The following is a 12,405-nucleotide window of genomic DNA, read 5'->3' on the forward strand; positions in this document are numbered from 1 at the left end:
CATGACCTCTAGCGACAGCGCACAGAAGGCCCCCGCCAAGGACCCCTGGGACCTGCCCGACGTCTCCGGGTACGTCGTCGGCGTGCTCGGCGGCACCGGACCGCAGGGCAAGGGCCTCGCCCACCGGCTCGCCCGGGCCGGCCAGAAGGTGATCATCGGCTCGCGGGCCGCCGAGCGCGCCCGGGCCGCCGCCGGCGAGCTCGGCCACGGTGTCGAGGGTGCCGACAACGCCGAGACCGCGCGCCGCAGCGACATCGTGATCGTCGCCGTGCCGTGGGAGGGCCACGGCGACACCCTGAAGGCGCTGCGCGAGGAACTGGCCGGCAAGCTCGTCGTGGACTGCGTCAACCCGCTCGGCTTCGACAAGAAGGGCGCCTACGCCCTCAAGCCGGAGGAGGGCAGCGCCGCCGAGCAGGCCGCCGCCCTGCTGCCGGACTCCCGGGTCACCGCAGCCTTCCACCACCTGTCCGCCGTCCTGCTCCAGGACCCGGGGACCGAGCGGATCGACACCGACGTGATGGTGCTCGGCGAGGAGCGCGCCGACGTGGAGATCGTGCAGGCGCTGGCCGGACGCATCCCCGGCATGCGCGGCGTCTTCGCGGGCCGGCTGCGAGGCGCCCACCAGGTCGAGTCGCTGGTCGCGAACCTGATCTCCGTCAACCGCCGGTACAAGGCGCACGCCGGGCTCCGCGTCACCGACGTGTGAGCCCCGCGGGGCCATGGGGGACACTGGTCGGCGAAGCAGTTCCGAGCAGTGTCCCCGACAGGAGCCGACCGACCATGCCCCGCATCGCCCTCTACACCCTCGTCGTCTGCGTCCTCGCCGTGGCCGCGGCGGTCGTCTCCTTCGCCCAGGGCAGCTGGCTGGGGATCGTCTGGGTGCTGCTGGCCGGCCTGACCTCCAACATGACCTGGTACTACGTCAAGCGGGAGCGGACGGCCCGGAGCCGGTCCGTCACCGGCTGACCGCGGAGCAGTACTCGTTGGTGTCCTGCCAGAACCGGTACAGGTCCTGGCCGCAGTACTGCGAGAAGTAGTCCACGTCCATCGCGCGCATGATCGAGTCGATCACGTCGAAGAAGGCGTCGTTCACCGACGGCAGCCACAGCAGCGCGAAGACGAACAGCAGCCCGAACGGGGCGAACGGCTCCACCTGGCGCTTCACCTTGGACGACAGCCACGGCTCGATCACCCCGTAGCCGTCCAGGCCCGGCACCGGCAGGAAGTTCAGGAGCGCCGCCGTCACCTGCAGCAGCGCCAGGAACGCCAGCGCGAACCGGAAGTCCGCCGGCACGCCGTCCAGGGCGCCCAGCCAGAACGGGGCCGTGCACACCGCGGCGAACAGCACGTTCGTCAGCGGGCCCGCCGCCGAGATCAGGCTGTGCCGCCAGCGGCCCCTGATCCGGTGCCGCTCGATGAACACCGCCCCGCCGGGCAGACCGATCCCGCCCATGATCACGAACAGCACCGGGAGCACGATGCTCAGCAGGGCGTGCGTGTACTTCAGCGGGTTCAGCGTGAGATAGCCCTTCGCGCCCACCGTGATGTCCCCGCCGTGCAGGGCGGTGCGCGCGTGCGCGTACTCGTGCAGGCACAGGGAGACGACCCAGGCCGCCGTCACGAACAGGAACACCGCGATGCCCGGCTGCGCGGCGAACCCGGTCCAGGTGGCCCAGCCGGTCACCGCCGTCACGGCGAGGATGCCGGCGAACACGGGACTGACCTGTCGGTCGCCGTGACGGGTGGTGGCGGTGGTCATGGTCGGACTCCTGTACGGCCGGGATGGTCGGGACTGCGACCGTACCGGCCGCCGACACGAGGGGAAAACGTCTCGCGACGGCCGTCCGGTTCCTGGAGGGTGGAGGAATGACGCGGATGAGGGTGTTCTACGAGCACTGGCAGATGGAGTGCTGCGGCACACCGTTCGCCGTCGGCGACGAGGTCGCCTGGCGGCTGGTCGCCGTGAACGCGCGGGCCCCGCAGGGTGAGTACCACGGCGCCGGGGCATGGGTGGAGCACCACGGCGGACCCGACCACGAGACCACCGGCCGGGTCCGCGCCATCGACCTGGTGCACCAGGAGTACCTGGCCCACCACGACCCGCTCGCCGTCAGGCACCCCGAGCCGGAACCCGGCACGCTCGTCCTGCGGGCCACCGGCCGCCGGCTGGAGCCGGTGCCCGGCGCGCCCGCCCTGGAGCCCGTCGACGCCTGCCCGAAGTGGTTCGACGCGTTCGAGGACGAGGAGCCGCCGCCCCGGCAGGTGCCGTTCCGGGTCCGCCGCGCCGTCGGCGTCCTCGTCACCCTCGACGTCCCGGACGGCACACCGCGGCAGCCCCGTGACCGCCGCTGACCGCTCCGGAGACAATGGACCCCGTGCGATACCGGCTGCTCGGCACCACCCAGGCAATCCACCCCGACGGCACGGCCGTCCCGGTCGGCGGGGCGCGGCTGCGTGCCCTGCTGAGCGTGCTCGCCCTCCGGCCCGGCCGGACCGTACCGGCGGGCGTCCTGGTGGACGAGGTGTGGGGCGCCGACCCGCCCGCCGACGCCGCGGGCGCGCTGCAGGCGCTCGTCGGCCGGCTCCGGCGGGCCCTCGGCGCCGACGCCGTCGCCTCGGCCGACGGCGGCTACCGGCTCACCGCCGCCCCCGACGACGTCGACCTCACCCGCTTCGAGCGGCTGGCCGGCGACGGCCTCGCCGCCCTCGCCGACGGGGACCCGGCCAAGGCCGCCGCCGTCCTTGACGACGCCCTCGGCCTGTGGCACGGGCCCGCCCTCGCCGACCTGCCCGACCACACCGCCGAGGCGGCCCGCTGGGAGACCCGCCGCCTCGACGTCCTGCGCGCCCGGCACACCGCCGCCCTGGCCCTCGGCCGGGCCGAGCGGTCGCTGCCCGAACTGACCGCCCTGTGCGACGACCACCCGCTGGACGAACCGCTCCAGGCGCTGCGGCTGCGCGCCCTGCGCGACGCCGGCCGCCCGGCCCAGGCGCTCGCCGCCTACGAGGACGTACGCCGCCTCCTCGCCGACCGGCTCGGCTCCGACCCCGGCCCCGAGCTGCGCGCCCTGCACGCCGAGCTGCTGCACGAGGAACCGGCGGCCGCGCACCCCGCCGCGGGCCCGGGCAACCTGCCCGCCCGGCTCACCTCCTTCGTCGGCCGGGAGGCCGACATCGAGGACATCGGCGCCGACCTCGCCGGGGCCCGCCTGGTCACCCTGCTCGGGCCCGGCGGCGCCGGGAAGACCCGGCTGTCCCAGGAGGCCGCCGAGGCCGTACGGCACACCGTCCGGGACGGGGTGTGGCTCGCCGAGCTGGCCCCCGTGGACGATCCCGACGCCGTACCGCAGGCCGTGCTCACCGCGATCGGCGCCCGCGACACCGTGCTGCACGGCGCCGGCGTGGAGAGCATGCGCGCGGTCACCGAGCGGCACGGCGACCCCCTGGAACGGCTCGTGGAGCACTGCGCCCGCCGCCGGATGCTGATCATCCTGGACAACTGCGAGCATGTCGTCGACGCCGCCGCCCGGCTCACCGAGGGCCTGCTGGCCCGCTGCCCGGAACTCACCGTCCTCGCCACCAGCCGCGAACCCCTCGGCGTCCCCGGGGAGCGGGTACGGCCCGTGGAGCCGCTGCCCGAGCCGGTCGCGCTCCGGCTGCTCGCCGACCGGGGAGCGGCGGCCCGCCCCGGCTTCCGGGCCGACGACGACCCCGAGGCGTGCGCCGAGATCTGCCGCCGGCTGGACGGACTCCCGCTCGCCATCGAACTGGCGGCGGCCCGGCTGCGCATGCTGACCCCCCGCCAGATAGCCGACCGGCTGGACGACCGCTTCCGGCTGCTCACCTCAGGCAGCCGGACCGTGCTGCCCCGCCAGCAGACCCTCAGAGCCGTCGTGGACTGGTCCTGGGACCTGCTGGACGGCGGCGAACGGGACGTCCTCGCCCGGCTGTCGGTCTTCGCCGGCGGCTGCGACCTGGCCGCCGCCGAGGCCGTGTGCGGGCCGGCCGCGCTGGACGCCCTCGGCTCCCTGGTCGACAAGTCCCTGGTGGTGGCCGCCCCCGCCGACGGCGGCGGCATGCGCTACCGGCTGCTGGAGACCGTCTCCGAGTACGCCGGCGAACGGCTCGCCGAGACCGGCCACCGCGCCGAGGCCGAACGCGCCCACCTGACCTACTACCGCGAACTCGCCCGCACCACCGACCCGCTGCTGCGCGGCCCCGGCCAGCGCGCCGCCATCGGCCGCTTCCAGCTGGAGTACGAGAACCTCCGCACCGCCCTGAGACACGCCGTCGCCGCCCGCGACGAGCAGGAGGGCCTGAGCCTGATCCACTCCCTGCTGTGGTTCTGGCAGATGCGCGACCAGCGGGTCGAGGCCCGCGTCTGGTGCCGGGAGGTCATGTCGCTCGGCCCCGACCCGTTCGCCGAACCGGTCCGCCGCGCGGAACCGGTGTGGCGGCGCTGCACCGACACCCCGCCCCCGTACACCGGCGAGGACCTCGCCGAGGCCCGGCGGGGGGTCCATCTGGCCCACCTCGCCTGCATGGACACCGAGATGGAGGCCTGGCAGAACCCCGCGGCCCAGGCGAAGCTGCGCGCGATCACCCGGGTCTACGAACCCGGCATGCCGCAGACCTGCCGGACACCCGGCCTGCTGTGGTTCTTCGCCGTGCTGCTCACCGGGGGCGTCGACCTGCTGCGCACCATCGTGGACGCCGCCGTGCAGACCTCACGGGACACCCCGGGCTACGAGTGGGAGCTGGCCGGGGCGCTGCAGATGCGCGCGGGGCTGTTCGCCAACCGCACCGCCTGGGCCGGCGACGCGGCCCGCGACGCCGACGAGTCCCTGGAGATCTACCGCCGCCTCGGCGACAACTGGGGCGCCACCGAGGCCCTGTCCGCCCGCGGCGAGGCCCGTGAACGCAAGGGCGACTGCCACGAGGCCGCCGCCGACTACCAGGCGGCCATCGGCCACGCCGAACGCCTGGGCGCCCGCGCCCAGGTGGCCGTCCTGCGCGCCCGGCTCGGCAACGTGCTCATCGAGGCCGGCGACAGCGACCGCGGCGAGCGGATGCTCCGGGACGTCATCGCCAGCCAGGACGGCAGCCTCCACGACGCCATGCCCACCGCCCGGCTCCACCTCGCGGCCTGGCTCGCCCTGACCGACCGCACCGCGGAGGCCCGCGAACAGCTGCGGCTGCTGCGCGAGGAGGGCCCGCTCGCGCACTTCGTCGTCTTCGACGCCGTGATCCTCTGCCAGGAGGGCTGGCTGGACGCCCTCGACCGGCGCACCGAGGAGGCCCTGCCCCGGATCCGCAGGGCGCTGCGCCTGGCCGCCGACCCGCTGACCCAGGCCATCAACCCGCACCAGCACTCCCTCTGCCTGTCCGCCGCCGCGATGGCCCTGGCCGACGCCGACGCCGACGGCGGCAGCCGGGCCGCCGACGGCGCCCGCTGTCTGGCCGCCGCGCACGCGCTGCTGCCGCCCGGCCACAGGCCCTCCGTCGTGGAGCGGCTCGGCCTCGACCTGACCGAGGCCCGGATCCGGGAGCGGCTCGACGAACGCGCCTACGCCGCCGCGTACGCCGAGGGCGGTGGCCTCTCCCTCGCGGAGGCCACCGCCCTGGTCTGAGCGCCGGAGAAGGTCAGCTCTTCGTGCGGAACTTGTGGACCGCGACCGGCGCCATGACCGCGGTCAGCCCCACCGACCAGATCAGCGTCACCCACAGGGCGTGCGAGTCCGTGCCGCCCTCCATCAGCGCGCGGGCGCTGTCGGCCAGCGAGGAGAGCGGGTTGTAGTCGGTGAACGCCTGCAGCCAGCCCGGCATCGACGCGGTCGGCGCGAAGATCGACGAGCCGAACTGGAGCGGCATCAGCACCAGGAAGCCCATGGCCTGCACCGACTGGGCGCTCTTCATCACCACGCCGAGGGTCAGGAACACCCACATCAGCGCCGAGCCGAACACCGCGGACAGGGCCACGGAGGCCAGCAGGCCGCTCCAGCTGTGGACGTCGTAGCCCACGAGGAGGGCGACCACCATCAGCACCGCGCTCGCGAACAGCATCCGCATCAGCTCCACCGCGATCTTCGCGAAGAGGACGGAGCCGCGCCCGATGGGCAGCGAGCGGAAGCGGTCCATGACACCGGAGTTGAAGTCCTGGTTGAACCCGGTGCCCACGCCCTGGGCCATGTTCATGCCCATCATGGCCAGCAGTCCGGGGATCACGTACTGGACGTACCGGTCCTGCCCGCCGCCCAGCGACTGCCCGATGGAGCCGCCGAAGACGTACACGAACAGCAGGGTGAAGACGACCGGGAACAGGATGGCGTCGAACATCGACTCCGGGTCCTGCCGGATCCACAGCAGGTTGCGGCGGATCAGCGCGCCGGTGTGCCGCAGATGGGCCCGCACGGAGATCGGCGTGTCCGCCTTCGCGGCGGCCGGGGACAGGGTGGCGGAACTCATACGGCGACCTCCTGGCGGTCGTCGGCGGGCGCGGTGTCCTGCGGGGCACTGGCACGGTGGCCGGTGAGGGACAGGAACACCTCGTCCAGGCTGGGCAGTTCGGTGGTGATGGAGGAGAGTGTGATGCCGCGCGCGGTGACCGCGCCGACCACGGCGGTCAGCTGCTCGTCGCTGAGGACCGGCACCAGCAGGGTGCCGGTCTCGGCGTCCACGGTGGTGGCCGCGAGCCCGGTGATCCCCAGCTCGTCCAGCATCCCGGCGAGCGGGCGCAGCTCCAGCGGGTCGACCGGGCGCACCCGCAGCGTGCGTCCGCCGACGCGGGCCTTCAGCTCCTCGATGCCGCCCTTGGCGATGACCTTGCCGCGGTCCACCACGGTCAGCTCGGAGGCGAGCTGCTCGGCCTCCTCCATGTACTGGGTGGTGAGCAGCACGGTGACGCCCTCGCCGACCATCGCCTTCACCTCGTCCCACACCTCGTTGCGGGTGCGGGGGTCGAGACCGGTGGTCGGCTCGTCCAGGTACAGCACGGCCGGCCGGCCGATCATCGAGGCGGCCAGGTCCAGCCGGCGCCGCATACCGCCGGAGTAGGTGCCCGCGGGGCGCCGGGCGGCCTCCGTCAGCGAGAACCGCTCCAGCAGTTCGTCGGCGCGGGTGCGGGCGTCCTTGCGGGACAGGTCCAGCAGCCGGCCGATCAGGTACAGGTTCTCCCAGCCGGGGAGCTTCTCGTCCACCGACGCGTACTGGCCGGTGAGGCCGATGGTCCGGCGCAGCTGCCGGGGCTGCCGTACGACGTCGTAGCCGGCGACGGTGGCCCGGCCGGCGTCCGGGGTGATCAGGGTGGACAGGATGCGTACGAGGGTGGTCTTGCCGGCGCCGTTCGGCCCGAGCACACCCATCACGGTGCCCTCGCGCACGTCCAGGTCGACACCGTCCAGCGCCTTGGTCTCGCCGTAGTGCTTGACCAGCCCCCGTACGGTCACGGCGGACTGTCCGCCGACGGGGATGTCGTCGATTCGCTTCATGCACATGAAGATGCCAGGGCCCACCGACAAACCACCGACAGCCCGCCTACACGCACCGACACGCACCGACACGCACCGACACGCACCGACACGCACCGACACGCACCGACACCCCACCCACAGCCGCACCGGCCACGCCGTGGGGCGTCGGGAGCCAAAAGGGACAGCCCGCCGACGGGGGACGATCGGCGGGCTGTCCGGGGTGTTGCCGCAGTGGACTAGTGGACGGAGTGCTCCTCCAGCGGGAAGTTCCCGCCGACGACGTCCTCGGCGAACTCCTTCACCGCGTTCCCCATGACCTCACGCAGGTTCGCGTACTTCTTGACGAACTTCGGCACCCGGCCCGGCGTCAGCCCGAGCATGTCGGTCCACACCAGCACCTGCGCGTCCGTCTCCGGCCCGGCGCCGATGCCGACGGTCGGGATGTGCAGCACCCGCGTCACCTCGGCCGCCAGCTCCGCCGGCACCAGCTCCAGGACCACCGCGAAGGCGCCCGCGTCCTGCACGGCCTTGGCGTCCCGGAGCAGCTGCTGCGCCGCCTCCTCGCCGCGGCCCTGCACGCGGTAGCCCATCGCGTTGACGGACTGCGGGGTCAGGCCGATGTGGGCCATGACCGGGATGCCGGACTCCACCAGCAGCCGGATCTGCTCGTGCGAGCGCTCGCCGCCCTCCAGCTTGACCGCGCCGACCCCGGCCTCCTTCACCAGCCGGGTCGCCGAGCGCAGCGCCTGCACCGGACCCTCCTGGTAGGAGCCGAAGGGGAGGTCGCCGACGATCAGGGACCGCTGGGTGCCGCGTACGACGGCGGCCGACAGCAGGGTCATCTCGTCGAGGGTGACGGGCACGGTGGTCTCGTACCCGAGGTGGCAGTTGCCCGCCGAGTCGCCGACCAGGATCACCGGGATCCCGGCCTCGTCGAAGACGGACGCGGTCATCGCGTCGTAGGCGGTGAGCATGGGCCACTTCTCGCCGCGCTCCTTGGCGAGGGCGATGTCGCGGACGGTGATGCGGCGGGTGCCCTTCCCCCCGTACAGCGCCTTGCTGCCGTCGGAGGGCTTGTTCTGGGCAGCCGAAAGCTGCGTCATGGCAACGGCTCCTTCAGTCATCTCGAGGCGCCCTGACGGCGTCCCCGGACCGCCTCCATGGTGGCACCTAGTGCCGACGAGAACCAGGGGGACCCCCTGTGATCCCCACCCACACCCCGGCCCCGCCCCGACCCGCCCACACCCCGGCCCTCTCTCCCCGTCGGCCCCCTCTTCGGCGCCCCCGGACCTCCCCGCGGACTGCCGTGTAAGGCCTTGGTAAAGAAATAAGATACGAGACGGTACCGTATCGAAATGATCGTAGGCTCGGACGCATGACAAGTCCCGTCCCTGCCTCCCGAATACCGGAAGCGGTACACCGGCGCCGCTGGGCGATCCTCGGCGTCCTGATGCTGAGCCTGCTCATCGTGGTGCTCGACAACTCGATCCTGAACGTCGCCATCAAGACCATCGCGACCCCGGCGCCCGTCGGCCTCGGCGCCACCCAGAGCGAGATCGAGTGGGCGATCAACGCCTACACCCTCGTCTTCGCCGGCCTGCTGTTCACCGCCGGACTCGTCGGCGACCGGCTCGGCCGCAAGAAGGTCCTGCTGGCCGGCATCGCCGTGTTCGGCATCGGATCCGCGCTCGCCGCCGAGTCCGGCTCACCGGGCCAGCTGATCGCCTACCGCGCGCTGATGGCCCTCGGCGCCGCCTTCGTCATGCCCGCCACCCTCGCCGTCCTCATGAACGTCTTCGAGCGCGAGGAACAGCCCAAGGCCATCGGCATCTGGGCCGGCGGCGTCGGGCTCGCCATCGCCATCGGCCCGATCACCGGCGGCGCGCTCCTGGACCACTTCTGGTGGGGCTCGGTCTTCCTCGTCAACGTGCCCATCGTGATCGTCGCGCTCGTCCTCATGGTCTGGCTGGTGCCCGACTCCCGCGACCCCCGGCCCGGCCGTCTCGACCCCGTCGGCGTGGTGCTGTCCGTCGTCGGCCTCGTCCTGCTGGTCTACGGCATCATCAAGGGCGGCGAGCTGGCCGACTTCACCGACGCCAAGGTGCTGGGAACGATCGTCGCCGGTGTCCTCGTCCTGACCGCCTTCGTCGTCTACGAGAAGCGCAGCGACCACCCCTCGCTCGACGTCACCTACTTCAAGAACAAGGTCTTCTCGGCCGCCATGAGCGCCATCGCCCTGGTCTTCTTCGCGCTGATGGGCGTCACGTTCTTCGGCGTCTTCTACACCCAGAGCGTGCGCGGGTACTCCCCGCTGGAGTCCGGTGCGCTGATGCTGCCGCTCGCCGTCGCCCAGCTGATCTTCGCCCCGCGCGCCCGGCTGGTCGTCGACCGGTTCGGCAACAGGGCCACCACCACCGCCGGCCTGGTGCTGATCGCCGCCACGCTGGCCGCGTTCACCGCCTTCGAGGCCGACACCCCGATCTGGCTGCTGGAGGTCGTCTTCTTCCTCATGGGCACCGGCATGGCGCACATCATGACGCCGACCTCCGTCGTGATCATGCAGGCGCTGCCCCGGGAGAAGGCCGGCTCCGCCTCCGCGCTCAGCAACACCTTCCGCCAGGTCGGCGGCGCCCTCGGCATCGCCGTCCTCGGCTCGGTCCTCGCCACCTCGTACCGCAACGGCATCGAGGACAAGCTCGGCCTGCTGCCGCCCGGACTGCGCGACACCGCCGCCGAGTCCATCGAGGCCACCCTCGGCGTCGCCGAGAAGCTCGGCCCGCGCGGCCAGGCCCTGGTCACCCCCGCCGACGACGCGTTCCTGCACGCCATGCACGTCACCGCCCTGTGCGGTACGGGCGTCGCGCTGATCGGCGCCGTGGTGACCGCGCTGTTCCTGCCCGGCAAGCCGCCCGCCGGCCAGGAGCACGAGAAGGAGACGGAGTTGGTCGCGGCGGCGGACTGAGCCCGCGAGCGGCTCCACGGGGGAAGGAGGCGGCTGCGGGACAATTCCCGCAGCGCAGCGAGAGGACGGAACGACGTGAGCCTTGCCGACAGCCGACCACGGCCGGACACACCCGCGCGGGGACGGCCGCGCAGTGAAGCCGTGGAGCGCGCCATCCTGGAGGGCGTGATAGGGCTCCTGGAGGAGGGCGTGCCCCTCGCCGAGCTCTCCATCGAACGCATCGCCCGCACCGCCGGGGTCGGCAAGGCCACCATCTACCGCCGCTGGAGCGGCAAGGAGGAACTCTTCGTCGATGTGATCCGCGCGGCCGAGCCACCCGAACCCGAACTCCCCGGCACCTCCATGCGCGACGACCTCCTCGTCCTGCTGGAGAACCTGCGGCAGCGCGGACTGGCCAGCCGTTCCTCGGCACTTCTGCACAACGTGCACGCCCAGATGAAGTCCAACCCCAAAATCTGGGCCGCGTACCACGAGAACGTCATAGCGCCCCGGCGCGCCCTCGTCCTCGACGTGCTGCGCCGCGGACAGCTCAACGGCGAACTCCGGCCGGACGTCGACGTGGAACTGGCGAACGACCTGTTCGTCGGTCCGGTCCTCGTCCGCTCCGTCCTGCGTCCCGACGCCGACCTGCCGGCGGGGCTGGCCGAGGACATCGTCGACACCGTCATGGCGGGCCTACGACCCGTCAGCTCGACAGTCTCGCAGCACTAATGTGCGCGTTTCGTCACAGACCCCGTCCGCCCGGGGACAACCGGAACTCCTCGCCCCGCCTTGTTCGTCCTCGTCTTCCGTACGGCCGTCATGGGACGGCGGGAACGGAGCCGATCATCCCCTAGGGTCGGAAGCGAACGGGGGGCGAACGGTGTGCACGGCAGGCAGTGAGGCAGACGGTATGGCGCAGCAGGCGTACGAGACGGAGACGGCGGACGGCGGCTCCGGGCCCGGGGGACCGGGGTCCCGGTTCCGGCGTCTCGCGCACCGCCTGTCCGCCGGCTGGCGGGGCGATCCGCGCGTCTGGCGCCGCGGTGTCGTCCTCGCCGTGCTGGCCCTCCTGCTCGCCCTGGTGATGCTGATCCACTCGCACATCCCGAACCGGGTGGGCAACCTCGGCAGTCTGACCGAGACGTTTCTGCCCTGGCTGGGCCTGGCCATCCCGGTACTGCTGGTGCTCGGCCTGATCCGGAAGTCGGCGACCGCGCTCATCGCCGTACTGCTGCCGGCGATCGTGTGGCTGAACCTCTTCGGCGGACTGCTGACCGACAAGTCGGGTGGCAGCGGCGGCGACCTCATGGTGGCCACCCACAACGTCAACGCCGGCAACCCCGACCCGGCCGCGACCGCCACCGACGTCGCCGGGTCCGGCGCCGACGTGCTGGCCCTGGAGGAACTGCCCGCCTCCTCCGTCCCCGTCTACGAGAAGGCGCTCGCGTCGACGTACGAGCACCACGCGGTGGTCGGCACGGTCGGCCTGTGGAGCAAGTACCCGATGACCGACGTGCGGGCCGTCGACATCCGGCTCGGCTGGAAGCGCGCGATGCGCGCGACCGTCGCCACCCCCAAGGGCCCGGTGGCCGTGTACGTCGCGCACATGCCCTCGGTGCGGGTGAAGATGCAGGCCGGTTTCACCGCCCGCCAGCGGGACAAGAGCGCCGACGCGCTCGGCGAGGCGATCGCCGACGAGCCCCTGGCGCGCGTCGTCCTGCTCGGCGACCTCAACGGCACGATGAACGACCGCTCGCTCAACGCCGTCACCTCGCAGCTGCGCTCCACGCAGGGCGCGGCGGGCAGCGGCTTCGGCTTCAGCTGGCCGGCGTCGTTCCCGATGGCGCGGATCGACCAGATCATGGTCAAGGGCGTCGAGCCGGAGAGCTCCTGGACGCTGCCGCGGACCAACAGCGACCACCTGCCCGTGGCGGCCCGTGTGAAGCTGGACACAGCCTCGTAACCCGCTGGAATACCGGGCCCGCGAGCATT

11 protein-coding genes are annotated in these 12,405 nt (G+C 72.7%); 7 read left to right on the top strand and 4 right to left on the bottom strand.

The annotated features are described in order from the left end of the window. Window position 1: 1 nt before the first annotated feature. Together npdG and FHS34_RS03940 are read left to right on the top strand one after the other, a co-directional pair. Window positions 2–706: an NADPH-dependent F420 reductase gene (gene npdG, locus FHS34_RS03935; protein WP_184960998.1), complete on the top strand. Its 705-nt coding sequence runs from the start codon at window positions 2–4 to the stop codon at window positions 704–706. Window positions 707–780: 74 nt separating this feature from the next. Next, the gene (locus FHS34_RS03940; protein WP_184961000.1) at window positions 781–966 is read left to right on the top strand and encodes a hypothetical protein; all 186 of its coding nucleotides are present in this window, start codon (window positions 781–783) and stop codon (window positions 964–966) included. On the opposite strand, the gene FHS34_RS03945 is transcribed toward FHS34_RS03940, so the two are convergent. Continuing rightward, a complete protein-coding gene (locus tag FHS34_RS03945) occupies window positions 956–1,759 on the bottom strand; it encodes a site-2 protease family protein (RefSeq protein WP_184961003.1) in 804 nt (267 codons plus the stop codon). The two genes, FHS34_RS03940 and FHS34_RS03945, sit on opposite strands and share 11 nt — an antisense overlap. 116 nt (window positions 1,760–1,875) lie before the next feature. Here FHS34_RS03945 and FHS34_RS03950 point away from each other — a divergent pair, with 116 nt between their 5' ends. Both FHS34_RS03950 and FHS34_RS03955 read left to right on the top strand, forming a co-directional pair. Then, a complete protein-coding gene (locus FHS34_RS03950; protein ID WP_225817434.1) occupies window positions 1,876–2,352 on the top strand; it encodes a DUF6578 domain-containing protein in 477 nt (158 codons plus the stop codon). Window positions 2,353–2,366: 14 nt separating this feature from the next. Then, window positions 2,367–5,630, top strand: coding sequence for an AfsR/SARP family transcriptional regulator (locus tag FHS34_RS03955; protein WP_184961007.1), 3,264 nt, complete (start codon window positions 2,367–2,369; stop codon window positions 5,628–5,630). A 13-nt stretch (window positions 5,631–5,643) separates the two neighbouring features. Here FHS34_RS03955 and FHS34_RS03960 read toward each other — a convergent pair whose 3' ends face one another. The 3 genes from FHS34_RS03960 to panB all read right to left on the bottom strand — a co-directional run bounded on the left by FHS34_RS03960 (window position 5,644) and on the right by panB (window position 8,572). After that, the gene (locus FHS34_RS03960; RefSeq protein ID WP_184961009.1) at window positions 5,644–6,465 is read right to left on the bottom strand and encodes an ABC transporter permease; all 822 of its coding nucleotides are present in this window, start codon (window positions 6,463–6,465) and stop codon (window positions 5,644–5,646) included. Next, a complete protein-coding gene (locus FHS34_RS03965; RefSeq protein WP_184961011.1) occupies window positions 6,462–7,487 on the bottom strand; it encodes an ATP-binding cassette domain-containing protein in 1,026 nt (341 codons plus the stop codon). Before FHS34_RS03965 ends, FHS34_RS03960 begins: the two co-directional genes overlap by 4 nt. Before the next feature lie 218 nt (window positions 7,488–7,705). Then, the gene (gene panB / locus FHS34_RS03970; RefSeq protein ID WP_184961013.1) at window positions 7,706–8,572 is read right to left on the bottom strand and encodes a 3-methyl-2-oxobutanoate hydroxymethyltransferase; all 867 of its coding nucleotides are present in this window, start codon (window positions 8,570–8,572) and stop codon (window positions 7,706–7,708) included. A gap of 272 nt (window positions 8,573–8,844) precedes the next feature. On the opposite strand from panB, the gene FHS34_RS03975 reads away from it, so the two are divergent. The 3 genes from FHS34_RS03975 (at window position 8,845) to FHS34_RS03985 (ending at window position 12,376) form a co-directional block, all read left to right on the top strand. Next, window positions 8,845–10,431 carry an MFS transporter gene (locus FHS34_RS03975; RefSeq protein ID WP_184961015.1) on the top strand — a complete coding sequence of 529 codons (1,587 nt, stop codon included), beginning with the start codon at window positions 8,845–8,847 and terminating at the stop codon, window positions 10,429–10,431. A 75-nt stretch (window positions 10,432–10,506) separates the two neighbouring features. Continuing rightward, window positions 10,507–11,142 (top strand): TetR/AcrR family transcriptional regulator, encoded by a 636-nt coding sequence (locus FHS34_RS03980; RefSeq protein WP_184961017.1) that lies wholly within the window; start codon window positions 10,507–10,509, stop codon window positions 11,140–11,142. A gap of 181 nt (window positions 11,143–11,323) precedes the next feature. After that, complete coding sequence (locus tag FHS34_RS03985) at window positions 11,324–12,376, top strand: endonuclease/exonuclease/phosphatase family protein (protein WP_184961019.1); 1,053 nt, start codon at window positions 11,324–11,326, stop codon at window positions 12,374–12,376. Window positions 12,377–12,405 lie beyond the last annotated feature (29 nt).

Source organism: Streptomyces echinatus, assembly GCF_014203595.1.
Taxonomy (GTDB): domain Bacteria; phylum Actinomycetota; class Actinomycetes; order Streptomycetales; family Streptomycetaceae; genus Streptomyces; species Streptomyces echinatus.